The sequence below is a fragment of the Nocardiopsis metallicus genome (assembly GCF_014201115.1).
GTDB lineage: Bacteria > Actinomycetota > Actinomycetes > Streptosporangiales > Streptosporangiaceae > Nocardiopsis > Nocardiopsis metallicus.
In genome coordinates this window covers 4,783,587-4,806,441 of record NZ_JACHDO010000001.1, presented here as the reverse complement: position 1 = coordinate 4,806,441, position 22,855 = coordinate 4,783,587, and the positions used below count along the sequence as shown (strand labels likewise).

21 protein-coding genes and 1 other annotated feature are annotated in these 22,855 nt (G+C 67.4%); of the genes, 13 read left to right on the top strand and 8 right to left on the bottom strand.

Annotation, left to right across the window (positions count from 1 at the left end):
* The first annotated feature begins 3 nt into the window (after positions 1-3).
* Positions 4-573, top strand: a complete 570-nt coding sequence (locus HNR07_RS20905) for a TetR/AcrR family transcriptional regulator (RefSeq protein WP_184366446.1) — start codon at positions 4-6, stop codon at positions 571-573.
* Positions 570-2,090 (top strand): MFS transporter, encoded by a 1,521-nt coding sequence (locus tag HNR07_RS20900; protein WP_184366445.1) that lies wholly within the window; start codon positions 570-572, stop codon positions 2,088-2,090. The genes HNR07_RS20905 and HNR07_RS20900 overlap by 4 nt, the downstream gene beginning before the upstream one ends.
* A 12-nt stretch (positions 2,091-2,102) precedes the next feature.
* Here HNR07_RS20900 and HNR07_RS20895 read toward each other — a convergent pair whose 3' ends face one another.
* A complete protein-coding gene (locus HNR07_RS20895; protein ID WP_184366444.1) occupies positions 2,103-3,599 on the bottom strand; it encodes a DUF7059 domain-containing protein in 1,497 nt (498 codons plus the stop codon).
* Between the two features lie 52 nt (positions 3,600-3,651).
* Entirely contained in the window at positions 3,652-3,939 is a 288-nt protein-coding gene (locus HNR07_RS20890) for a DUF2530 domain-containing protein (protein WP_184366443.1), read from the bottom strand.
* 221 nt (positions 3,940-4,160) lie between these two features.
* Between HNR07_RS20890 and HNR07_RS20885 the strand changes: the two genes are divergently transcribed.
* The 3 genes from HNR07_RS20885 (at position 4,161) to thpR (ending at position 7,897) form a co-directional block, all read left to right on the top strand.
* Entirely contained in the window at positions 4,161-5,609 is a 1,449-nt protein-coding gene (locus HNR07_RS20885; protein ID WP_376769934.1) for an NCS2 family permease, read from the top strand.
* A 178-nt stretch (positions 5,610-5,787) separates the two neighbouring features.
* Positions 5,788-7,224, top strand: a complete 1,437-nt coding sequence (locus HNR07_RS20880) for an MFS transporter (RefSeq protein ID WP_184366442.1) — start codon at positions 5,788-5,790, stop codon at positions 7,222-7,224.
* A gap of 55 nt (positions 7,225-7,279) precedes the next feature.
* The gene (gene thpR / locus HNR07_RS20875) at positions 7,280-7,897 is read left to right on the top strand and encodes an RNA 2',3'-cyclic phosphodiesterase (RefSeq protein ID WP_184366441.1); all 618 of its coding nucleotides are present in this window, start codon (positions 7,280-7,282) and stop codon (positions 7,895-7,897) included.
* Between the two features lie 226 nt (positions 7,898-8,123).
* On the opposite strand, the gene HNR07_RS20870 is transcribed toward thpR, so the two are convergent.
* Both HNR07_RS20870 and HNR07_RS20865 read right to left on the bottom strand, forming a co-directional pair.
* Complete coding sequence (locus HNR07_RS20870) at positions 8,124-9,482, bottom strand: IS4 family transposase (RefSeq protein WP_184361008.1); 1,359 nt, start codon at positions 9,480-9,482, stop codon at positions 8,124-8,126.
* A 111-nt stretch (positions 9,483-9,593) separates the two neighbouring features.
* Positions 9,594-10,052, bottom strand: coding sequence for a hypothetical protein (locus HNR07_RS20865; RefSeq protein ID WP_184366440.1), 459 nt, complete (start codon positions 10,050-10,052; stop codon positions 9,594-9,596).
* A gap of 669 nt (positions 10,053-10,721) precedes the next feature.
* On the opposite strand from HNR07_RS20865, the gene HNR07_RS20860 reads away from it, so the two are divergent.
* The 6 genes from HNR07_RS20860 (at position 10,722) to HNR07_RS20835 (ending at position 17,473) form a co-directional block, all read left to right on the top strand.
* Positions 10,722-11,084, top strand: a complete 363-nt coding sequence (locus HNR07_RS20860) for a hypothetical protein (protein WP_184366439.1) — start codon at positions 10,722-10,724, stop codon at positions 11,082-11,084.
* A 208-nt stretch (positions 11,085-11,292) separates the two neighbouring features.
* On the top strand, positions 11,293-12,426 hold the full coding sequence (locus tag HNR07_RS20855) for an ISAs1 family transposase (RefSeq protein WP_221318711.1): 1,134 nt from the start codon (positions 11,293-11,295) through the stop codon (positions 12,424-12,426).
* 359 nt (positions 12,427-12,785) lie between these two features.
* Entirely contained in the window at positions 12,786-13,061 is a 276-nt protein-coding gene (locus HNR07_RS20850; RefSeq protein ID WP_184366438.1) for a hypothetical protein, read from the top strand.
* Positions 13,062-13,591: 530 nt separating this feature from the next.
* On the top strand, positions 13,592-13,948 hold the full coding sequence (locus tag HNR07_RS20845; protein WP_184366437.1) for a hypothetical protein: 357 nt from the start codon (positions 13,592-13,594) through the stop codon (positions 13,946-13,948).
* The gene (locus HNR07_RS20840; protein ID WP_184366436.1) at positions 13,948-14,829 is read left to right on the top strand and encodes a hypothetical protein; all 882 of its coding nucleotides are present in this window, start codon (positions 13,948-13,950) and stop codon (positions 14,827-14,829) included. The genes HNR07_RS20845 and HNR07_RS20840 overlap by 1 nt, the downstream gene beginning before the upstream one ends.
* A 1,412-nt stretch (positions 14,830-16,241) precedes the next feature.
* Positions 16,242-17,473, top strand: a protein-coding gene (locus HNR07_RS20835) for an IS3 family transposase (RefSeq protein WP_246420228.1) whose coding sequence is annotated in 2 segments (ribosomal slippage) — positions 16,242-16,527 and positions 16,527-17,473 — 1,233 coding nt in all. Because the reading frame shifts where the segments join, the coding sequence is not laid out codon by codon here.
* Positions 16,520-16,633 (top strand) — a sequence feature (AL1L pseudoknot). Its footprint overlaps the gene before it by 114 nt.
* Before the next feature lie 110 nt (positions 17,474-17,583).
* Here HNR07_RS20835 and HNR07_RS20830 read toward each other — a convergent pair.
* The 3 genes from HNR07_RS20830 to HNR07_RS20820 form a co-directional block, all read right to left on the bottom strand.
* Positions 17,584-17,754: a DUF397 domain-containing protein gene (locus tag HNR07_RS20830; RefSeq protein ID WP_184366435.1), complete on the bottom strand. Its 171-nt coding sequence runs from the start codon at positions 17,752-17,754 to the stop codon at positions 17,584-17,586.
* Positions 17,751-18,506: a Scr1 family TA system antitoxin-like transcriptional regulator gene (locus tag HNR07_RS20825; protein WP_312893919.1), complete on the bottom strand. Its 756-nt coding sequence runs from the start codon at positions 18,504-18,506 to the stop codon at positions 17,751-17,753. Before HNR07_RS20825 ends, HNR07_RS20830 begins: the two co-directional genes overlap by 4 nt.
* A 665-nt stretch (positions 18,507-19,171) precedes the next feature.
* On the bottom strand, positions 19,172-19,435 hold the full coding sequence (locus HNR07_RS20820; RefSeq protein ID WP_184366434.1) for a GntR family transcriptional regulator: 264 nt from the start codon (positions 19,433-19,435) through the stop codon (positions 19,172-19,174).
* A 541-nt stretch (positions 19,436-19,976) separates the two neighbouring features.
* Here HNR07_RS20820 and HNR07_RS20815 point away from each other — a divergent pair.
* On the top strand, positions 19,977-20,279 hold the full coding sequence (locus HNR07_RS20815) for a hypothetical protein (RefSeq protein WP_184366433.1): 303 nt from the start codon (positions 19,977-19,979) through the stop codon (positions 20,277-20,279).
* 87 nt (positions 20,280-20,366) lie between these two features.
* On the opposite strand, the gene HNR07_RS20810 is transcribed toward HNR07_RS20815, so the two are convergent.
* Entirely contained in the window at positions 20,367-21,254 is an 888-nt protein-coding gene (locus HNR07_RS20810; RefSeq protein ID WP_184366432.1) for a tyrosine-type recombinase/integrase, read from the bottom strand.
* A 356-nt stretch (positions 21,255-21,610) separates the two neighbouring features.
* Between HNR07_RS20810 and HNR07_RS20805 the strand changes: the two genes are divergently transcribed.
* Complete coding sequence (locus tag HNR07_RS20805; RefSeq protein WP_184366431.1) at positions 21,611-22,825, top strand: MFS transporter; 1,215 nt, start codon at positions 21,611-21,613, stop codon at positions 22,823-22,825.
* Positions 22,826-22,855: the final 30 nt, after the last annotated feature.

The window sequence follows — 22,855 nt, the reverse complement described above, 5'->3', positions numbered from 1 at the left end:
CCTATGCGACCTAGTTCGAGAACCCTCATCCTCGACGCCGCGGTCCGGGTGACCGAGCGCGCGGGCATCACCGCGCTGACCATGGACTCCGCCGCCGAGGAGGCCGGGCTGACCAAGGGCGGCCTGCTCTACCACTTCCGCACCCGCGAGGACATGATCCTGGCGATCCAGCGGCACCTCGTCGACGGATGGGAGGCCCGCCTGGTCGCCGAGCTCGGCAAACCCTGGGCGGAGGCCACTCCCATGGAGCGGGGCGCCGCCTACGTGCACGTGATGATGCGCGAGGAGACCAGGCAGGCCGACCTCGCCTTCATGGTCGAGGCGGAGTCCAACCCCGAGCTGGCCCGGATCTGGGACGAGCTGATGGAGCGCTGGGTGCCCACCCCGCACTCGCTCGACCCCCGGCGGCTGGACCTGTTCCTCGCGCGGCTGGCCGCCGACGGGCTCTGGATGTTCCGGGCCACCCCCGGCAACGCGCTCTCCGAAGAGGTCGAAGAGGGCCTGCGGGCGCGCGTGGCCGAACTGCTCGCCGCCGACCCCGAAGCACCCGCCCCCGAGGAGAAGCGCGCGTGAGCGACACGACCGAAACCGGGGTCCAGCCGGTCTCTGGAACCAGACGCTGGCTCGTCCTGGCCGCCGTCTCGGCCGGGCTGCTGCTGATCTCGGTGGACATGACCATCCTGTACACCGCGCTGCCCACCCTGAGCGCCGAACTCCAGGCCAGCGCCTCCGAACGACTCTGGATCATCAACGCCTACCCCCTGGTGATGGCGGGCCTGCTGCTGGGCGCCGGAACGCTCGGCGACCGGGTCGGGCACAAGCGCATGTACCTGATCGGGCTCGTGCTGTTCGGCACCGCCTCGCTGGTGGCCGCCTACTCCCTGACCCCCGCCATGCTGATCGCCGGACGCGCCTTCCTGGCGGTGGGCGCCGCCGCGATGATGCCCGCCACGCTGTCGCTGATCCGCGTCACCTTCGTGGACGAGCGCGAACGCGGGATCGCCATCGGGGTCTGGGGCACCATGGCGATGGCCGGTGCCGCGATCGGACCGATCGTCGGTGGAGCACTGTTGGAGTTCTTCTGGTGGGGCTCGGTCTTCCTGGTGAACGTGCCGATCGTGCTGGTGGCACTGGCGCTGGCCGCCGTGGTCGCTCCCGGAGGCTCGGGCAGCTCCGAGCGCCCCTGGGACTTCCTGGCCTCGGTACAGGTCATGGCCGGTCTGGTGGGTGTGGTCTACGCGATCAAGGAGGTCACCGGTCCGGAGCCGTCCGTGCTCGCCGTGGCGGTGTCCGTGGGGGTGGCGGTCGCGGGTTCGTGGAGTTTCGTCCGGCGCCAGCGCGGTCAGGCCTACCCGCTGATCGACTTCGCGCTCTTCCGCGACCCGCGCATCCTCGTCGGTGTGCTCGCGGCGGGGATGGCCATGTTCGCGCTCGCGGGCGTGCAGTTGGTGCTGACCCAGCGCCTGCAGCTGGTGCTGGGCTTCACCCCGTTCCAGTCCGGCCTGACCGTCGCCGCGATGGCCCTGGGCGCCCTGCCCGTGGGCGTGACCGTCGGAGCGCTGCTGTACCGCCTGGGCACCCGGCCGGTGATCGTGACCGGGCTGCTCGCGACGGCCGTGGGCACCGTGGGCGTCCTGCTGTCCACCTCGGCCCCGCTGGTCTGGACGGTCGCGGGCCTGCTGGTGGTCGGTGCGGGCACCGGCGCGTCGATGACGGCCGCCTCCGCGGCGATCGTGGGCAACGCCCCCGCGTACCGGGCGGGCATGGCAGCCTCCGTGGAGGAGGTGTCCTACGAGCTGGGCAGCCTGACCGGCGTCGCGGTCCTGGGCAGCCTGATGGCCGCCGTCTACGCCCGAACCGTCTCCCTGCCAGCGCAGGCGCCTCCGGCGGCCGCCGAGGGGATGGACGAGGCCCTCCGGGCGTCGCAGGGCCTGGATCCCGCCGACGCGGACGCGCTGCTGGGGGCAGCCGTCCAGGCCTTCGACAACGGCTACCGGGTCACCCTGGTCATCGCCGCCGCGGTTCTGTTCGCGTCAGCCGCGTTCGGCTTCCTCCACAAGCGGGGCCGGTACCCCGGGCCCGCGGTCTAGCTCCGGGCCCGGTCAGCGCGCCACGCGGAAGAAGCCCTCAGAGATCAGGGTGCGCAGCGCCTCCGGGGTGCGTTCGCGGATCATGGCCGGGTCCTCGCCCATGAGCTCGGCGATGGCGTCCAGCAGCGGACCCACCGGCATGGTGCCGTCGCAGACGCTGGCCAGGGCCGACTCCACGGTGCCGATACGGGCCACGCGGCGCAGGCCCTCGCGCTGGCGCAGCACGATCTTCTCCGGGTCGGGCGCGCCGGGTACGGCCACGCGCTCCTCGACCACGTTCGGCGCCAGGGCCACGTGCGCGGAGAGCAGCGCGGCGTCGGTGAGCCGGTGCGCGGTCATCGCCCCGTCCACCACCTCCGGCAGGTACGGGCCGACCGGCTGCTGGACGTCGTGCCGCAGCTCCTCCACCTTCACGGTGGCGTCCTGGGCGACGTCGTTGCGCAGGCTGATCCAGCCGAAGCCGATGCCCTTGATGCCCTCGCGGTCGAAGTAGTCCAGCCAGGCGTCGTAGCGCCGGGTGTACTCGGGGGTGCCCTGCTCGCAGGAGTCGCGCAGCCACAGTTCCACGTACTCGGCGGGGTCCTGGACGTCGCGCTGCACGACCCAGCCGGAGCAGCCGGTTCCGGTGATCCAGCCGCCGACCCGGTCCTGCCAGTCGTCGCCGTCGGTGTGCGTCCAGTTGGCGAGGAACTGCCCCCAACCGCCCTCGGTGAGGTAGCTGGGCGCCTGCCGTACCAGTTCGGCGCAGACGGTGTCGCCGGGCAGGTCGGACTCGCGGTAGGTGAAGCGGGCCGCCTCGGGGGTGATCACGAACGGCGGGTTCGACACGATCAGGTCGAAGCGCTCGCCCTTGACCGGTTCGAACAACGAGCCCTGGGCCAGGCGCGCGCCCGTGATCCCGGACAGCGCCAGGCTGACCCCGGCCAGGTGCACCGCGCGCGGATTGAGGTCGGTGGCGACCACCTCGCGGGCCCGGGAGGCCAGGTGCAGGGCCTGCACCCCGCAGCCCGTACCGAGGTCCAGGGCGCGCTCGAAGGGGCCGTCGACGATCAGCCGGGAGAGGTTGGCGGAGGCGCCGCCCGCGCCCACCACGTGGTCGTGGCGCGGGACGTCCCCGCGGCCGGGGTGCACCTTGGGGTCGGAGACGACGAAGCCGGGGCGGTCCTCCTCCAGTTCCCAGGGGCCCAGGTGGACGAGGGCGCGCACGAGGGGACCGTCGGGCTCCTCCTCGACGGTGACCAGTCCGGCCTCGGCGAGGTCGTCGACGGGAAGGATGGAACGGGCCGCCCGCGCCGGGATGGGGGTCTGGAGCCACCACAGGCGTAGGAGCAGTCCGAGGCGTTCCTCCCCGCCCGTGGCGCGGAGTGCGGGCACGAGCTGCTCGCGGGCCAGGGCTTTGGCGGCGGCGTCGCCGAGGCGGTCGCGGACACCGGACACCGTGTAGTCGGCGTCGATCAGGATGCCGCGGAGGCGGTCGGCGAGTCCGCGCGGGAATTCTGTCTCAGACACCCGCCCATTATCGGTCAGGTGACGAGGTGCCCCGGTGGGCCGGTGCCCCAGCTCAGGGGGTTCCGGGCTCGCGGGGGTGGGAGTCGGCGGCCCGTTCGGCCGCGCGATCGGCCGCCTCGTCGCGTTTGCGGAACAGGTAGGGGATGTAGAGGAAGCCGAAGACGCCTAGGGCGATCCCGGTCACACACACGCCGATCCACCAGCGTTCCGAGTCGGGCAGGCCGTCCCCCATGACGAGGAGCACGACGAGCGCGATCGCCCACGCGACCGTGCCGATGGCGGCCGGGACTCGGTAGTCGCTCTCGTGGACTTCGGGGTCTGGCTGGCGAGGTTTGCGCACGGTTCCAGGCTATCCGCTGCTCTGACAGGAGAGAGGGGGACGCCTTCGGGCCCGTGGCCTGGGGAAAGACGAGTTGGTCACATCGAGCAGGTCGATCATCCGACCATATGGTGTTTTCTATGAAACAGATGTGAAACACGTGGCTCGTGTTGTATGAAGATGCAACTAATCTGGCGCAGAATCCTTGTTGTCCGGTAACACGACCAGGTCAGGCTGACGACGTGAACGCATCAACCCCATCCCCCACCGAGTCCAGAGAGCCCAAGGGCTCCATGGACCGCTTCTTCAAGATCTCCGAGCGCGGCTCGACCCTCGGCACCGAGGTCCGCGGCGGCATGGCGACCTTCTTCGCCATGGCGTACATCGTCGTCCTCAACCCGCTGATCATCGGCACCGCCGAGGACGTCAACGGTGAGACGCTGGGCATCCCCGGCGTCGCCGCGATGACGGCCCTGGTCGCCGCCATCTCCTGCGTGATCATGGGCATGGTCAGCCGCTATCCGTTCGCCATCGCGGCGGGCATGGGCCTGAACGCCGTCATCGCCTACGGCATCGCCCCCTTCATGCCCTGGGCTGACGTCTTCCTGCTGGTCATCATCGAGGGCCTCCTGCTCCTCATCCTCGTGCTGACCGGTTTCCGTACCGCGGTCTTCTCCGCGATCCCGCCCGGCCTCAAGATCGCGATCGCGGTCGGTGTGGGTCTCTTCCTCGCCTTCATCGGTCTGGTCAACGCCGGTTTCGTGCAGGCCGGCGAAGGTACCCCGGTCCAGCTCGGCGACGGCGGCCTCAACGGCTGGCCCATCCTGATCTTCGTCATCGGCCTGCTCCTGAGCATCGCCCTGTACGTGCGCAACGTCCGTGGCGCGCTGCTCATCGGCATCGTGGTCACCACGGTCATCGCCATCGTCGTCGAAGCGCTCCTCGGCGACGGTGAAGGCGGCCTCGGCTGGGGCCTGACCGTCCCCACCCTGCCCACCAGCGTGGGCGACCTCGTCGCGGTGCCGGACGTCTCCCTCCTGGGGCTCTTCGCCGAGGGCGGCCTCTCGGGACGCTTCTCCGACATCGGCGCGGCCACCCTCGTGATGCTGATCTTCACCCTGCTGCTGGCCGACTTCTTCGACACCATGGGCACCATGGTGGGTGTCGCCCAGCAGGCCGGCCTGGCGGACGAGGACGGCAACATCGAGGGCAGCCGCGAGGTCCTGACCGCCGACGCCATCGGCACCCTGCTCGGCGGTGCGGGTTCGGCCTCGGTGGCCACCGTCTACGCCGAGTCCGCCGCGGGTGTCGGTGAGGGCGCCCGGACGGGTATCGCCCCGATCGTCACCGGCGCGATGTTCCTGATCGCGACGCTCTTCACGCCGCTGGTCACCCTGGTGCCCTTCGAGGCCGCCACTCCGGTGCTGGTCATCGTCGGCTTCATGATGATGACCCAGGTCACCAACATCAACTTCAAGGACCCGGCGATCGGCATCGGTTCCTTCCTGGCGATCATCATGATGCCCTTCACCTACTCGATCGCCAACGGCATCGGGTTCGGTCTGCTCGCCTTCGCCTTCGTCATGCTGGTCACCGGCCGGGGCCGTCAGGTGCACCCGCTCCTGTGGCTCATCTCGGTGGTCTTCCTGATCCACTTCGCCGAGGCGCCGATCTACGCGCTGATCGGCTGATTCCTCCCTGATACGGGAACGTGCTCCGGCACGGACCGCGTCGCGGGGAATGCGCGGCACGGTGAACGGCGTTGACCCAGATGATGAGTCAACGCCGTTTACTTATGTGCCCCCGAAACCACGTCCCGGTGGCCGCTTCCGTCCTTGCCCGGCCCACCGCCGCCACGGGGAGGGACTGATGCGTCGTGCCGCGATGTTCCGTTCCCTGTCCGTGCGCAACTACCGGATCTACGCGCTCGGTCAGCTGATCTCCAACCCCGGCACCTGGATGCAGCGCATCGCCCAGGACTGGCTGGTCCTCCAGCTCAGCGGTGGCAGCGGCATCGCACTGGGGATGACCACCGCGCTGCAGTTCCTGCCCATGCTCTTCTTCGGGCTCTGGGGCGGCGCCATGGTGGACCGCTTCGACAAGCGCAAACTGCTGATGCTCACCCAGGCCAGCATGGGCGTGCTCGCCGTCGGCCTGGGCGTCCTGGCCGTGCTCGGCGCCGCCGAGGTCTGGCACGTGTACGTGTTCGCCTTCGGCCTGGGCATGATCACCGTGCTGGACAACCCGGGGCGCCAGGCCTTCGTCCCGGAGATGGTCGACCGGGACCTGCTGCCCAACGCCATCGCCCTGAACAGCGCCAGCTTCCAGCTCGGCCGGGTCACCGGGCCCGCCGTCGCCGGTGTGCTCATCGGTCTGATCGGCAGCGGTCCGGTGTTCATGATCAACGGGCTCTCGTTCGCCTTCACGATCGTCGCGCTGCTGATGATCCGCACCGCCGACCTCAACCCCACCGAACGCCTGCCGCGCGGCAAGGGACAGATCCGCGAGGGCCTGCGTTACATCGGGGGTAGACGCGACCTCGTCCTGCTGCTGGTGCTGGCCGGCTCGGTGCAGTTCTTCGGCGCCAACGGGCAGACCCAGATCGCACTCATGGTCAACAACGTGTTCGAGACCGGTGCCGAGGCCTTCGGGGTGGCCGCCGCGGCCCTCGCGGTGGGCGCGCTGGCCGGCGCCCTGCTGGCCGCACGGCGCGAACGCCCGCGGCTGAAGCTGGTGCTCATCGGCTCGATGGGCTTCGGCGTCGCCCAGCTCGTGGCGGGGCTGATGCCGGGCTACGTGGCCTTCGTACTGGTCCTGGTCCCGATGGGCGTGCTCTTCATGACCTTCGTGACCACGCTCAACGCCACCTTCCAGATGAGCGTCGACCCGCAGATGCGCGGTCGGGTGATGAGCATGTTCCTGCTGGTCTTCATGGGCGTGGCCCCGATCGGCGCACCCGTGGTGGGTCTGATCGCGGACGTCTTCGGCCCGCAGGCCAGCCTGTTCACCGGTGGTGCGGTGACCATGGTGGTGGTCAGCGTGCTCTCCGTGCTGCTGATGCGCACCAAGGGGGTCGCGGTGCGCGACCTGCTGCCCCGGAGGCGGCGCGGACCCGAGGCCGAGCAGCGGGTTCCAGGCGGTGGCCGCCCGGGTGACCATGGAGACGGAGCCGACCGCGAGCAGCACCAGCACGGCGCGGCGCAACAGCTCGGCGCCCGGCCCGCGGAAGAGGCGCTCACCGGTGAGGGGCCCGATCACCAGCACCGGGGCGCCGAGCAGCAGCAGGGCGCCGAACTGCGGGGTTAGCCGCCCCCCAAGCCGAACCCCGCCAGCTCCCGGATACCGCAGGAAGGATGGTCCTATGAGTCTGTTCCTCGCGCTGTGGCCCTCCGACGAGGCCCGCGACCAACTCGCCCGGGCCGTGCGCGCGGCCCGCACCTCGGCCCCGGAGCTGCGCTGGACCCCTGCGCAGGAGTGGCATCTGACCCTGGCTTTCCTGGGAGCGGCGGGAGAGAAGCCCTCCGCACTCTCCGCCGCACTGGAGCGGGCCCTGGTGGGACGGCCCGCCCTGGAGCTGGCCCTCGACGACTGGGACACCTTTCCACAGCGGCCACCGGAACTCCGGTGGCCCGAAGGCAACGGCCCCGAGCACCGGGCCTCGGTGGTGTGGGCCGGGGTGCGCGGGGAGGGGCTCCGCGAGCTCGCCGACTCCCTGGCCGAGGCCGCACGCGCCGCGGGGGTGCCCGTCCCGTCACGCCCCTTCGTGCCGCACATCACCCTCGCCCGGGCCAGGCCGCCCCGGGACGTGACCGACACCCTGCGCCTACTCGGCCCGGCGCCCACCGCGGGCTGGTTGGCCGACCGGATCCACCTGGTGCAGAGCCGCCCGGCGGGGCCGGACCGCTACCGGACCGTTCGGACCTGGGGACTACCCTGGGGGAGCGAATCCCAACGAGACCCGGAGCGGGGCACGTCATGAGCATGCTCACCAACAACAGGAAACAGCGCTGGCTGTTGCCAGTGGTGCTCTGACCTGCTATAACAGCTCTCTGTCCGCGTCCGGGATCTTGTCGGAAGATCCCAAGTCGCGATTATTTGAGACAGAGTCTAGCCCCTTAAGACGCCGCGAGTGTTGCAAACCGTGAGCAACCACCGCGCTCCGGGACTAGTCCCAATGCCGTGTAGTTAAGGTTCTGGGTGCTGTGTCAAGGGCCTGGCCCAGCCAGGATGTCGATGCTGATGGTGGCCTTGTAACTGGTCCGGTCAACCACGCCCTTCGCGTTGTACTTGGAGATCGCGCGTTTGACCACGCGGGGTCGGGTCCGGATACGCCGATCGGGCAACAGATCAGCCAACACCCGGCGACCGATGACACCGACCAGATCGATCACCGCTGAAGCGATCACCCCCGCGGCCTGGATGACCAGGTCGCGGGCGGTGTTGAGCGCAACAGTGAAACTGGCCCGGTCAGGATCGACACCGCCGCGGGCCGCAGTGGCATCGGCCATCGCCAAACGCAGTACCTGATAGGTGACCAGCAGCGCGTAGACCTCCTGGTCGATCCCGCCCGGGGTACGGGCCCGCAGCACACGCCCGCCCAGCAGGGTGGACTTGATCTCAAGGTAGGCGGTCTCGATCTCCCAACGCTGGTGGTAGAGCCGCACCAGCCCGGCAGCGGGATGGGCCCGGTGACCGGTCAAGGTGGTGGCCAGCCGGTAATCGACCGTGCGGCGGCCCTGGGTGGTGGCGACGGTGATCTGGCATTCGATGACGCGAACCCGAAGCGCGCCCATCCGCGACAGGTAGGAGCCATCGCTCAGCCGGGCCAGGACCGGCAGCCTACGGCTCATCTTCACCCTGACCAAGACGTGAGCGCCGGTAGCAGCGATGTATTTGAGCAGGTCCTGGGCGGCGAAGTTGCGGTCCAAGAGCACGAGCATCCCCTCACCCAGGCTGCGCAACAGTGCCGGGGCGTAGGTGGTCTCGCCGCGGGTGGTGGGCCCGAAACAGGTGTCGATGAGCGTGCGGGTGCCGCAGGAGACCAGTGCGAGCAGCCGCAGGGAGGGGTAGCTGGAGCCGCCGTTGTGCGAGCCGTGCTTGGTGTAGCGCCTCAGGTTGGCTGGACTGTCAGGGACCGACATGGTGGTGCCGTCGATCGCACAGACCAGCAGGCCCCGCCACCGCGTTCCGGGGGTGGCGATGCCCGCTGCCGGGCCGCGTAGCAGGTCGAGTAGCCAACGTAGCGGCGCGGCCCCGACCCGGGTGCGGGCCTGGGCCAGCGCGCTGGCGGTGGGTGCGGACACGCTCAGGCCCTTCAGGCCCGATGTGAGGCGCTGCCATACCTGTGACCAGCCCATATCGGGGAACAGAGCTGCTGCCAGCAGGAGGTAGACCACGACTCGGGAGGGCAGGTCCCGGATCCGTTTTTGTGTCCTGTGGGTCTGGTCCAGTGCGTGGTCGACCATCTCGAAGGGGATGATGCGGGTGAGTTCGCCGAGGTGGCCCGGGGCGAAGGCCCCGGACGCGACTGTGAACGGTTGGGAGATGGCACACTGGGTGTCCAACGGAGCTCCTGCTGAACGGTGATCGTGGTTGACACGGTTCTAGCAGGAGCTCCGTCCTGGTTTCAGGTGATTTGACACACCCGCGCTTCGCCTAACTACACGGCATTGGGACTAGTCCGACTCCAGGAAGTCAGAGATGGGAAGTGGCCCATCAGGGCGAGTCTCACGCTCGTCCCACCACGGTGTTCCACCAAACGTCTGATCGCATACCTGGTTGGCGGCATCCTTACGGGCAACATCCGTCGGCACTCCCACGTCACGGAGTTCTTCGCCGCGCCGGTCTACCTCCTGAACGTAATGCAGTCCGAACCTCGCTAGGCCGGCCTCTTCGTCCGGTCGGTCGATCGTGCCGCATAGCCGGTACTTCTCACCGAGTTCGTAGCTGTTCCACACGTCGGACAAGATTTGGGCGTGCTCAGGGGTTAGCGAGTTAGCGACGGCACGACGGTAGTCAAGGTAGGACCACAGCAACCCGAGAGCGGCCACGCCGACTATGCCTAGGACGATAAGTTTCCAGGCGGACCTTTTCTTACGAGGCGGCACGGGGGGTCCTGGGGGATTCTCGCTCATGGGGCCATGATTCCAGGGTTACCCGTGGCCCACGTCCAGGACGTGAACGTCAATCCGTTGGCAAGTCTGTGACCAGTGAGTTTGCAGGGGCGTGCCGCGCTTCGTGCCGCTCGTGCCGTGTTTGTCGCCGGAGCTGCTCCGGCGTCCCTACGCGCTCCGCGCGCGGCGGAGCCGTACCGGCCACGGGCAACGGCACGAGGACAGCGGAGCGTCCGGCAGAGCAACGGCAACGGCAACGGCACACAAGCCTTGCCGCGTGCCGTGCCGCTCCGGCAAGCGTGCCGTCTGCCGTGCCGCTTGCCGCTCCGCTCCGTGCCGTTTGCCGTCCGCGAACGGCAAGCCCCGCGCGAGGTTTGCGGCAAGGGAGGCGAGGAAGCGGCCGCGCGGAGCGCGTGCCGCACGCCCAGGACGTGAACGGCACACGAGCTGCAAAGCTGTGACCAGTGATTTTGTCGGATTTGCCGCGCAAGTTCCCCGGAGCGTGCCGCGCTTCTTGCCGCTTGCCGGGGCTTGCCGTGCCGCTCGTACCGTGCCGCTTCGGCAGCGGCAAACGTGCTGTTTCGAGTTGAGCCGCGCTGCTCAATTCAAGGGCCCAAAAATTCACGCGAACACTTAGCCGGTTCCGGAGACATAACTAGGGGGAAGCGTCCCGACCTTCGGAGGCACGCCATGGAACAGACACCACTTCCCTCTTCTCTGCAAGCCAGTATCGCGCGGATCTACCGGTGGGCCCTTCGCGAGGTCACCGAAGCCCGCGCGGTCCCGGAGAACTACATTCGCGAGTCGGTCGCGCTGTCTCGCGAGGTGTTCGGCAACGCGGTAGCGGAGCTACTCGCCCAAGACGCGGCGGAGACCTTCGCTCGGATGTTCGCGGCCGTGGGGTGCGCGCGTCGCGGGTGCGCCAACGATGCGACATTCACGGATGCCACTTTCTACGAAGAGTCGTGGTGTTCGCGAGGTTGCCGACAGTGGGAGCGGCGGAACCGCGTCCGCGAACAGTGCGCGGCGGAGCGGGAGCCCGTCGCGGCCTAGCGGGTCGCGGCCGGAGCGGCTGCCGTCGGATCGCGGAAAAGCGGCCTGATCAGGGATTTTGGTCTCTGGTTGGGCAGGGCTCCGGCAAAGTCGGGTTGTAGGGATGTGACCTGCGTCTTCGTAGGGCGAACAAGCAGAAGCGGGCGTGTCCGACCCGGTTGGATGGAAGTTCTTCACGCTTTCGCCCAACCGAGGAACACGCCCGCGAATGTCATCGTCTCACCCCGGCGAGCTCATCGTCGAGCCCGTCTCCCGCCAGGATCACCTGATCCAGGTCCTTCAAGGTGTGCCCGACCCACGCAAACCCCGCGGACGACGCCACACCCTGGCCGCGCTGATCGCCGTGGCCGTCTGCGCGACCCTGGCCGGAGCCAAAGGGTTCACCGCGATCGGCCAGTGGGCCGCCGAGACCACCACCCACACCCTCACCGCCCTGGGCATGCTCCGGGGAGCCGCCGACGAGGCGACCTTTCGCCGCACCTTCGCCCGCTTGGACGCCGACCTGCTCGATCAGGTGCTGGGCGCTTGGGCCGCCACCCGCCTGATGGTGGTCAACGGGCTGCGGGTCATCTCCTTGGACGGCAAGACCCTGCGCGGTGCCCGTACCGGAACCGAACGGGCACCGCACCTGGTCGCCGCCTTGTGCGGCACCACCACCCTGGGCCAGGTCGCGGTGGACGCCAAAAGCAACGAGATTCCCGCCGTGCGGGACCTGCTCGGCCTCCTGGACATCGACGGAGCGGTCGTCACCCTTGACGCGATGCACACCCAGACCGACACCGCTACCACCATCCGGACCGGGGGCGCCCACTACGTCTTCACAGTCAAGGCCAACAACAAAAACCTGTACGCCCAGCTCAAGAAGGTGCCGTGGAAGCACGTGCCCGTACACACCACACGCGATACCGGGCACGGCCGCAAAGAGACCCGCACCATCAAGACCGCCCAGGTCCCGGCATGGGTCACCTTCGAAGGCGCCGCTCAGATCGCCCAGCTACGCCGCACCACCTGGCGCAAGAAGTCCAAGGGCTCACCCAAACGCAAGAGCGTGGAGGTCGTCTACCTGATCACCTCGGCCGACCACCGCGTTGCTCCTGCGTTGGTGCTGTCCGGGTGGGTGCGCCAGCACTGGGGGATCGAGAACAAGCTCCATCACGTGCGGGATGTGACCTACGACGAGGACCGCTCCCAAGTGCGCACGGGCAGCGCTCCCCAGGTCATGGCGACCCTGCGCAACACCGCGATCGGACTGCTGCGAGCAGCCGGGTTCGACAACATCGCCCAGGCCAACCGTCACATGATCCGCGACGAGGCTCGCCCACTCAGACTCCTACAGACCTGACTTTGCCGGAGCCCTGTCTGGTTGGGTCGCTTCTTTGTTGGTTACGTTTTATTAGATGACTAACCAGGGAGCCATGTAAACACATAAAAGATATAAGGCTTAAGGCAACCGCCCGGTCAGCAACATCCCTATTTCGTTACACCCCTAGGAGACTCCACATGTTCATGTATACGGGCGAACTTCCCCGCTGTTTGGCCTGCTCTTCCGAGCTAATCGGGAAACAAGAATCTTGGTGCTCGGAGCGCTGCCGCTCCGCGTTCCGTACCGGGGCACACCTCCGCGTCCGCACGTGCCGCTTCTGTAACGAGAAGCTTCACGACGGCAACCCCGGGAAGGAGTGCCGCACAGGCTCCCCACGAATGCCCGATGATCCGGGTTACAGCAAGAGGGACGAACGTCGCGACGACAACGCGGATGTGTTCCCGGGTGACGAATGTTGGACTTTGCAGAAAGCGGACATGCGCCGTGCACTGGAAGCACAACAGACGATTGACTCGCCGCTGTGCTCCCACTGCGGCGAGGAAGGCGAATACGCGGGTATTGGCCGTCATCGCAAGTACTGTTCTGACCGCTGCCGCGTGGCCGCGTACCGTGCTCGTAAGCGCAAGGTACACGCGGTGCCCAAGGTGGCCTAGAAAGCCACAGAATCAATTCTGGCGGCCGTGCCCTGCTCGGACGACTTCGGGTAAGGGTGTGGCCTTTCTGTGCGCCCGCGGGGCAAATGAGATCTTTGGGCGGGTGGCGTTGGCTAACTTCGCTAGTTCGGTAGTTCCAAACCGGTTTTCGCCTGCAATTCGCTGACCAGCGCGAACACCCGGAGACATAACTAGAGAAGAGGCCATTTTTCGGCTTCCTTGGTCGTTGCCCCGGCCGCCTGTGATCTTCCCTGTTCATCAGGGTTCCGGGGCTGTACCCGCGCGTAGGGGCAACTGCGCAGCGGGTGCAGCCCCTTTTTTTCGTTTCTGGGGGATTTGCCCATGCCCAACACTGCCGACAACAAGGTTTGTGTCCGCGAAGGCTGTACGAACACCGTCTACCGCAACGAGCGCGGCAGACCCCGGGCCTACTGCTCAAGGTCGTGTCGCCAAGCGGCTTACATGCGTCGCCGCGAAAACCTCGCGCGCTGACCGGCATGAATCGCAACATCAACCATGGAGAGCTAACCATGACCACGAACACCACCACCGCCCCGGAGCCGCCGGAGCGCGGCAGCGAAGAGGCGGCCGCGAAGCCGGAGCCTTTCAAGCTGTCAGACGCCGAAATCCAGGGAATCGTCAACGCTACCGGCGTCCGATCGGACCTTGTTTCAATGGTGCGCGGCGATTCCTACGATGAAGTGAAGACCAATGCCGCGAAGCTGGCCGACATGCACCCGGATAGCACGGTGGATCCGACAAAGCCGTTCCCACATAAGCACGAGACGTCCAAAATCGGAATCGAGTCCGACGAAGTGAGTCCGAAGGCCATTGCGGCCGCGATTTGGCGACGTCTCGGGTATGGGTCCGCGAAGAGGGGAAAGTAATGGTGAAGTCCACGTTCCATCCGGACCCTATCCATCCTAGCGGCGGTGGGATTGTCACGGACAGCACCCCGGTCATTTCCGGGGAAGACCCGCTCACCGCTGGAATGACGGACGCGGAAAAGCGGGACCTTGACCTTGCCGAGGCCCGAAAGATGCTCGCCGCTCTCAAGGGCGGGGCCTTCGAGATTCCGACTCTCGGGAGTCTGGTTAAGCCCTTCGAAGACAGGCTTGAGCGTGCGGACCGATTCCACCTGGACGCGGAGGATGCCGACCGCGCTGTCACGGACGCTAAGCGCACCCGTGACGCTCACGAGGCGGCCGCTCTGAGGGTTCCGAACGGCGACCCGGTAGCTACAGCGGCCGGAGCGCAAAAGACACTAGATGAGGCACTCAAGCGCGCGCAGAACCTTAATCGGCTTGCTAACACAACCGTGCTGCTTGCACGGAACGACGCCTTGGCCGCACGGACACGTATCCGCCGCGATTATCGGGCCAATGCGGACCGGCTTACCCGTGAGCGTCTCCGTACCTTCGAGGCGGAGCGTACGGCCGCTATCGAGGCGGTAGCTGAAGCACAGCGACGTATTCGCCGTGCTACTTCGGCGTTCGGGAATGTTCGCGGAATGGCGTCCCAGCTCCCGGAAGACGATCGTCTTCGAGCTCTGGTTTCCAAGTCGAGTTTCAGCCCGAACGACCGGCGGGCCGGTACCAACCAGCCGACGCTAGCAGCCGTTCTACAGCACCTGGACACGATCCCGTTCCGTCTCGGTTATGGCGACGATAGGGCCCCGAGGGCTTATCCGGTCATTGGCGCATCCTTTGGTGAAGCGGTGAAGATCGCTGCCGAGGAAGACGCGGCCGCGAACAGCGACAGCGCGTAGTCAATTCTTCCCGCGTGTCGTTTCCTCCGCGCGGGATTGGGGGCAGGGTTCGTATCACTCCGGGACCCTGCCCCTACCTGTACCTAGGGGCCATTGTCGAAGGTCCCCCTATTGTCGAAGGGCCCCCATCATGCCCCGCCTTGTTGCCCCGGTCGGTGCCACGTGTGAGCGCGTCGGCTGTGATGCGCCTTTGTAGTCTTTGAATCATGGCGGCAAGTCTTACTGTGGTGCAGTCTGCCGAATCTTCGAGCAGATCGCGACAGCGCTCGTAAACTGTAAGCGTGTTCCGCGCGACCGCTCACATGAGAGTGATGTGCTGTTCTTGACGCGATTATTCCAACGGGGAATGTCGCGCCGGTTGTGCTTTCTGGCCAGGACTTTCGTTCGCTTATGTCGATTCGGGACGCTTATGTTGGCAAGCGTCCCTCGCGCGGCCGACGACGGAGCCGGAACACCTTACACCCCGGCAAGGCTGTGACCTGGGGGGTACTCCCCTCCGGCGGGGGCAGCGCGCCGGAGGGGGTTAGCGTTTTGGCCGGTCTGCGCATGCCTAGCCACCCTGGTTTTCCGAAACATGGAAGGAGAATGAGTAATGCCAGAAAATGTAACGGCTTCCGCGAAACTGCTTTCCTCGTTTCGTGAAGAGTTCGATCTAGACGAGGCGCACATTCGCGCGCTTGAACTCGCCGGGGAGCACTTGGACACAGCGGATCGGCTTGACGCGGCTGTCGCGGAGCACGGCGTCATGGTTCCCGGCTCCGCTGGACAGCTTGTGGTGAATCCGGCCGTGTCGGAAGCGCGCCAGCAACGCGCGGCTGCATGGGCAATCCTCCGTGGCCTTGTGCCGACAGAGGGCAGCGCGGACGCGGCGAGCATGGGACAAGCCGAATCCGGTCATGCCGTGCGCTCTCCGGCATCACAGAGGGCGGCACACGCGGCTCGGACACGTTGGGAGCGGGCACGAGCGGCCCGTGAAGCTTCGTGAAGCCCCCGCGTCGCCGTGCGCGTCCTGTATCCGCCCCGCCGGTTCCGATTGCGAACGTGCTTCCGCTTTATCGCACCATGTTCCCGGAGCTGGGAGAGCCTGCCGACTCGCCAACGGTGACGGTGCACGTGTCCGCGTGTGAGACGGCCGTCGGTGAGTGGTTGCCGCGAGAGTGCACGTGTCCGCCTCACTCCGGCTACCCGCACATTGTGGCCACTGCCGTTGACGGCGACCACCCGGTCAACGAGGTGGCTGTTACGAACTTCCGCGACCGCGATTAGCGGCCGCGTACAAGCTGGGTCGGCTGCTCTCCGCCCCAAGCCCGGTCACCGGTCCCTGTCCCCGGTGGCTGGGTTGTTTTCTGTGTCCACTACTTGTTTCGTGCCGGGTGTGATGGAGGCTCTCAAACCTGGGAAGGATGAGAGACATGCCAGCACCGAGGAAATACCCCGATGAGCTGAGGCAACGTGCCACCCGCATGGCCGTGGACGCTCGCCGGGACCCGGCCAGCCGCAGCGGTGCCATCGCCCGTATCGCCGACCAGCTGGGCATCAACCGCGAGACCCTGCGCAACTGGGTCACCCAGGCCGAGGTCGACGCCGGAGACCGCCCCGGCACCACCACCGACCAGGCCCAACGCCTGGCCGAACTTGAACGCGAAGTGCACGAGTTGCGGCGAGCCAACGCCATCCTCAAGTCCGCGTCGGCTTTTTTCGCGGCGGAGCTCGACCGCCCACACATCAGATAGTCGCGTTCATCGACATCCACCAGCAGGAGTTCGGGGTCGAGCCGATCTGCCGCGTCTTGCAGGTCGCCCCGTCCACCTACTACGCCGCCAAGAACCGGGCCCCGTCACTGCGCTCACGCACCGATGAGGTCACCACCGCCAAGATCCACCAGGTACACGCCGACAACTACGCCGTGTACGGGGCCCGCAAGGTCCACGCAGAGCTGAACCGCCAAGGCCACCGGGTAGCCCGCTGCACGGTCCAACGCCTGATGAAACGGGCCGGGCTACGCGGCATCTCCCGCACCAAGGGACCCCGCACCACGGTCGGGACTACAGCCTCGGACACCCGCCCTGACCTGGTGGAACGCGCGTTCACCGCTGATGCTCCCAACCAGCTGTGGGTTGCCGACATCACCTACATCCGCACCTTCGCGGGCTGGGTCTACGCCGCGTTCGTCATCGACGTGCACTCGCGCCGGGTGGTGGGCTGGCAGGTGGCGAGGTCGCTGCACACCAGCCTGGCCCTGGACGCGTTGGAAATGGCCGTGTGGAACCGGTCCCATGTCGGTCGGCGCATCGACGGTCTGGTCCACCACTCCGACCGCGGCGTGCAATATCTCGCGGTGCGCTACACCCAACGCCTGGCCGAGGCGGGGGCGGTGGCCTCGGTCGGTACCACCGGCGATTCCTACGACAACGCTCTGGCCGAGGCGTTCCACTCGCTGTTCAAGGCCGAGTTGATCCGTAACCGCGGGCCCTGGAAGGGGTTGGACGAGGTCGAGATCGCGGTGGCCGAGTACATCGACTGGTTCAACCACCGCCGTCTGCACGGCGAGATCGGGCTGGTGCCGCCAGCGGAGTTCGAGGACCACTTCTACCGGCAGGAATCGGTGTCAGCACACGACGAAGCGTTGGTTCCGAGCCTCTAAAGAACCCGGCACGAAACAACTTGTGCAGCGCTGCTCAACCGGGAGGGGTGCGGCACGCGAAGACCCCGGCCCCTTCAAAGCAGGGCATCCGGGGTCTTCCTTCGTTGGACCTACCCCTTCGTGGTCACGCGCAAGGCGGCGAGCCACTCGGCGCGGTCAAAGCTGAGGTGTCCGGCGTCGCGGTGCTTTGTGTCTCGGACGTCTGCCCCGTTCTCGTGCTCTCTCGCTTCAACACAGTCAGAGCCGTTCGGGGAGTGGGTGGATTTGTGCCAGCGGTTCATGCGAGGGCTTCCAGTTCGGTTGCTGAGACGGACGAAGGGAGGGACTCCGCGAGGGCGACGTTAAAGAGAGCTGCTGCGCGGCTGTGGTCTTCTAACGTCACGGACCCTTGTACATGGTCACTGACTGCCACGGTATCCCCCGTACCTAGGGTGAACAGCATCAAGGGTGCGACAGGTGCGGGCAACAGGATTCCCCGGGGAACCAGGTGCACCGCGACGCGGCCCGTCTGTATCCATGCTGAGAGGTGTTGCGCTTGTTCGTGGCGGAGGGGTTCGGGTAGGTCCGCGACCGCTGAGAGAGGGAACACGGCTGTCACACGAAGCTTGTCGAGTTGGTGCAAGCGCTCCGTACGGTGCTTCACCAGACGTTGAACCTCTTCGTCTGTCAGAGCCGGGCGTCCCGCGCGGAAGACCCAAGAGGCATACCCGGGGCTCTGTAGGTACCCGGGGACTAGGGACGGCGTCGCTAGAGACAGCTGAACGGCAGACGTCTCTACCGCGAACATGTCCCGGGCCCACTCCGGCAGACCGGAGCCCGTGGCGGTGATGCGCCATGCCCTGAACAGCTCGCCCCCCGCGTCAAGGATTTTGTCTAAGTGTTCTGCTCTATCCCTGCTTGGGTTTGTTTGTCCGGAAATCCACCTATTTATGGACGAAGCCGCGTATCCGGTCTTCTGGCTGAGCTGTAGCTGAGTCATTCCAGAGGCGGCAAGGAATCGGTTGAGAGCTTCAGAGAATGGTGTGAGGGGCACGTTCCACAGGCTACCGGTGTCTTGCGGAATCTACGCGGCTTCTGTGGAATCTCTAAGGGTTTCGGCAGGCTGTGGCCATGGCTACTTACGGACGATTCCAGGCGCAGACCGAAACCGCCGACCCGCTAACCGCGCTTCACTCCGCTATCCGTCGGCGGGGTGTGGCAGCGATGGACGGAGACCAGCCCGGCGAGGTTCGGGCAGAGCACGCGGGGCGGTGCATCGTTGTGCGGCTCTCCGAAGGTAAGTGGATTTCTCCGGTTGACGGGGGCGGCCGTACTGCTCCGATCGGTCGTGAGGGTGAGGAGGAAGCCCTTGCCCGCTGGCTCGCCGGTGAACTTCTGGGGCGGGTATGAGTGCCCCGGCCCGCACGTTTGATGATCTCGCGCGGTTGACGCGTCCTCGCCGTCCGCAGGTTCCTGCCCCGCGTTCGGGGGAGCGTCCGCCGCTTCCTCGTAGGATCCGCCCCGCGTCTGCGTCGGCGTGTCCGCCCCACGATTGGAATCGCGCCCCCGGTTCCCGAGTACAGCAGTGCCGCGCGTGCGGCATCACTCAGCGCGTTCCGTAACCCTGACTGGAAAGCCCCACATGTGCACTGGCTGCGGAAAGCTGCTCAATACGTCCGGCGAGTGCCCCGACGGACATTTCTGAAGGCCGGAGTGCGCCTAAGGGTCCACCGGGTAGACCCCTTTACCGGCCGATACCTGTACGCGCCCGTGCTCCGCGAGGATGGTGATTGCTCGTTGCGCTGTGCCTCGTGAGACCTCGTAACCCTTTTGCAGTGCGGCCACGGATGGCAGTTTGCCCCCGGAGAAGTCGCCCCGGTCAATCCTCGCCGCGAGGATTGCGGCGAGCTGAGCAGGTAGAGGTGTCGGGCCGTCGATGACCTGACTGTCCGGGCCGTATCCGGCAGGGAGTGACGTGGGCATGGTTCTCATTTTGCCACGGTCGTACTGTTGGTACTCTTGGAACTGCTGGTACTGTTTGTCGGTAACAACAAAGCCCCGCGACGGCTGCAACCGCCCGGGGCCACGGTTTCCACCTAGGTAGAGGTGTCAACGTTGCATATCGTACTCGCCGTATTCGCGGCCATAGTCCGCATTCTTCGTCCCTCGCGCGGCTTGCACGCCGCTCCGCGCGCCATCCGCCGCGAGATCCGCGAGGAAGCCCGCGCGGCCCGCGTGCGTCGATACGCCAACCCGCTTCCCGCGCGCCCTACGGGACCTGGATACGCCTTCGCGCTTCCGTCCCCGCGACAGCCGCTTGACGACGCTCCGCGCGGGACTCTCGTGCCTGTGCCAGCGGACTATGTGCCGTTCGTTGACACGGACGCTGTGGCCGAACCGGCGGACATAGTCCGAGGCTTCTACCGGGCCACGAAGTCCGCACGAAGCGGCTCCGCGCGGACCGTACTCGGTTGGGTGTGGCCGTGTTGCAAGAGATCGCCGCTCCGCGTGCGGAGGTGTCCGCATGAGCGCGACCGTGTGCGGCTGGTGGACATTCACTGTCGCGGGGTTCCACGCGGAAGCGCTGTGCGCTCTCCCGTACGGGCACGAGGAAGACCACCAGGCCCCGAACGGGGACGTGTTGGCCTTCCCCGCGAACGCGGAGCGGATCGGCAGTATGTGTGCGGACCACGACGCGGAGGACAGTGGCACGCTGTGCACCCGCGCTCCGATCCACGCGGGTACTCACCACAACGCGGTTGGGTACGTGTGGGGTGACGAGGCGGAAGAAGTCCGCACGGCCGAAGAGGCGGCTAAAGCCGCGTAGCTCTCCGCGCACGACGCGGTAGAAGGCACAAAGCAGGGCCCGGAACCTATGGTGGTAGGTTCCGGGCCCTTGCGCTGTCCGTAGGGGTTACAGCAGTTGGTCCCCGGGGGAGTACTTCGCGTGTGCTTGCGCGGCCCGTACAGCGGCCCCGGACGCGCCGTAGCGGCGGAGCATCGCGGTAGAGGTCCACCCCGCGAGGTACATCAAGTCTCCGTCATTGCCGCCCGCAAAGCGGAACTCGTGCGCGAACTGGTGGCGCAACTGGTGGGGGAACACGTGAGGAACTCCAACGCGCTTGCATCCTTCGGAGAGCATCAAGCGGACCGCTTGCGCGGACAGGCGGCCGTTGGAGCCGAGCCACAGCGCGGGGTTGTCCGCCTGCGGGAACCGGGCTCGTGCGCGCAGGTACCGGCGTAGGGCCGCGCTTGCGTGCTTGCCCAGCGACACCACACGTTCCCCGGAGCGCTTCGCTCCGCGAACCGTGATGCGGTTGTGCGCGGGGGAGAAGTCCGCGAGGTTCATGCCGAGAAGCTCGGAGACGCGAACCCCGGTGTCCAGAAGAACCGTGATGATCGCGCGGTTCCGCATAGTCAGGAACCGTGTGGACCACTCGTGCCGTAGAAGGGCGTGAATGGTCGCGGGATCGACCAGCGGGACCGGGACCTCTTCGGTACGGGGCCGGTCCACCTTGTCCATGGGGTTGCGCGTGATCTCTTCTTCCGCGAGTAGCCACTTACAGAACGATCCGAGATCGACGTAACGCCGCTGCACGCTGGACAACGCGGCTCCGGCAGCGCGCTCCGCCGCGAGGAAGCGCGACATGTGCCGATGGGTGAGTTCGGAGGGGTCCACGTCCCCGACGAAGCGGGAGAGCTTGCGGAGCGTTTGCCGGTACGCGCGCACCGTGTGTTCGCTCACGTCGCGTAGGGACAGACTGTCGAGATAATCGGCAATCAGCGATTCCAGAGACGTCATGAAGTGCCGCCCTCTTGCGGTTGTTGGCGACTTCACGGACGCGGGACGAGAGCCGCCCGGGCCGACCGGACCCCTACCGGACCGTTCGGACCTGGGGACTACCCTGGGGGAGCGAATCCCAACGAGACCCGGAGCGGGGCACGTCATGAGCATGCTCACCAACAACCGCAAGCAGCGCTGGCTGCTGCCAGTGGTGCTCGGTTCGATCATGCTCATCGTGGTCCTGGGCGCCGTCTTCGGCTGAGTCCGGGCCGCTCGCCCGACCGCTCGCGGGCCGTCCGTTCCGCCGCCTTCGTACTGAGTCCCGCCGCGCCCGCTTGACCTTGACGCCGGTGTCAGGGTCCTAGTTTGCGGCCATGCCCACTCACACGCTCCGTCCCGGCTGGCTGGTCTGCCTGGTCCTGATCGCCTTCGCGGTCGGCACCGACGACCTCGTCATCGCCGGGCTCCTGCCGGTCATCGCCCACGACCTCGACGTCAGCGTCGCCGCGGCCGGGCAGCTCGTCACCGTCTTCTCCCTCACCTACGCGATGGCCGCCCCGCCGCTGGCCGTGGCCACCGCCCGGACGCCCCGCCGAACCCTCCTCCTCGGCGGGCTCGCGCTGTTCGCCCTCGCCAACCTGGTCACCGCCCTCGCGCCCACTTACACCGTCCTGATGGCGATGCGCGTGGTCGCCGCGCTGATCGCCGCCGTGCTCACCCCGGCCGCCTTCGCCACGGCGGCCCGGCTCGCTCCGCCCGACCGCACCGGGCGGGCCGTGGGCGCCGTCGCGGCCGGACTGACCGTCGCCCTGTTCCTCGGGGTGCCGATCGGCGCGCTCCTGGGCTCCGCCCTCGGCTGGCGCTCGGCCTTCGTGGCGGTGGCCCTGCTGACCTGCGCCGTCCTGGTCGCCTCGGCCCTGCGCCTGCCCCAGCTGCCCGGGGCGCCGGAGGCCGGGGTCCGCCAGCAGCTGCGCCAGCTGGGCCGACCGGCCGTCCTGATCTGCGTCACCGGTACCGTCGCGGGCGCCACCTGCGGTTTCATGACCTACACCTACATCGCCCCCATCGCCGGGGACCTCACCGGCGCGGGCGTGTCCGCCCTGGCCCCGCTGATCGCGGTGGTGGGGGTCGCCGGGGCCGCGGGCACCCTGCTGTGCGGACGCGCCACCGACCGCTGGGGCGCGGACCGGGTCCTGCTCGCCACCTTCGCCGGGATGGTCGCGACCAGCCTGGCCATGGCCTCCCTCGGTTCCCTGGGCGGCGCGGCACCGGTGTGGGCCCTGGGCGGTGTGCTCGCGCTGTGGGGGTTCGCGGCCTGGGGGTTCGCCGCCCCGATGAGCGCCCGCCTGCTCCACCTGGCCGGTGAGGCGGGCACCGAGGCCCTCGCGCTGAACACCGGCGGGCTGTACGTGGGCACGGCGGTGGCGGGCGCCGCGGGAGGTGCGGTCGTCGCCGGGTACGGGGGCGCGGGCGTTCCGGTCGCCGCCACCCTGGTCGGCCTGGCCGCCCTCGCGTTCATGGCGCTCTCCGTCCGCTTGTTCCCCGCCCCAGCCACGGAAACCGGCAGGGTTCAGGCCGGCGCCGCCTGAGCGGGGATCCGTAGGGTGGGACACGGATGT

What these genes read in the sequence shown, in the direction of transcription:
- HNR07_RS20860 (WP_184366439.1), top strand. Translation starts at nt 10,722, where the DNA reads ATGGAACAGACACCACTTCCCTCTTCTCTGCAAGCCAGTATCGCGCGG.
- HNR07_RS20845 (WP_184366437.1), top strand. Translation starts at nt 13,592, where the DNA reads ATGACCACGAACACCACCACCGCCCCGGAGCCGCCGGAGCGCGGCAGC.
- HNR07_RS20905 (WP_184366446.1), top strand. Translation starts at nt 4, where the DNA reads ATGCGACCTAGTTCGAGAACCCTCATCCTCGACGCCGCGGTCCGGGTG.
- HNR07_RS20880 (WP_184366442.1), top strand. Translation starts at nt 5,788, where the DNA reads ATGCGTCGTGCCGCGATGTTCCGTTCCCTGTCCGTGCGCAACTACCGG.
- HNR07_RS20840 (WP_184366436.1), top strand. Translation starts at nt 13,948, where the DNA reads ATGGTGAAGTCCACGTTCCATCCGGACCCTATCCATCCTAGCGGCGGT.
- HNR07_RS20855 (WP_221318711.1), top strand. Translation starts at nt 11,293, where the DNA reads ATGTCATCGTCTCACCCCGGCGAGCTCATCGTCGAGCCCGTCTCCCGC.
- HNR07_RS20805 (WP_184366431.1), top strand. Translation starts at nt 21,611, where the DNA reads ATGCCCACTCACACGCTCCGTCCCGGCTGGCTGGTCTGCCTGGTCCTG.
- HNR07_RS20830 (WP_184366435.1), bottom strand. Translation starts at nt 17,754, where the DNA reads ATGAACCGCTGGCACAAATCCACCCACTCCCCGAACGGCTCTGACTGT.
- HNR07_RS20810 (WP_184366432.1), bottom strand. Translation starts at nt 21,254, where the DNA reads ATGACGTCTCTGGAATCGCTGATTGCCGATTATCTCGACAGTCTGTCC.
- HNR07_RS20815 (WP_184366433.1), top strand. Translation starts at nt 19,977, where the DNA reads ATGAGCGCGACCGTGTGCGGCTGGTGGACATTCACTGTCGCGGGGTTC.
- HNR07_RS20820 (WP_184366434.1), bottom strand. Translation starts at nt 19,435, where the DNA reads ATGCCCACGTCACTCCCTGCCGGATACGGCCCGGACAGTCAGGTCATC.
- HNR07_RS20865 (WP_184366440.1), bottom strand. Translation starts at nt 10,052, where the DNA reads ATGAGCGAGAATCCCCCAGGACCCCCCGTGCCGCCTCGTAAGAAAAGG.
- HNR07_RS20850 (WP_184366438.1), top strand. Translation starts at nt 12,786, where the DNA reads ATGCCCGATGATCCGGGTTACAGCAAGAGGGACGAACGTCGCGACGAC.
- thpR (WP_184366441.1), top strand. Translation starts at nt 7,280, where the DNA reads ATGAGTCTGTTCCTCGCGCTGTGGCCCTCCGACGAGGCCCGCGACCAA.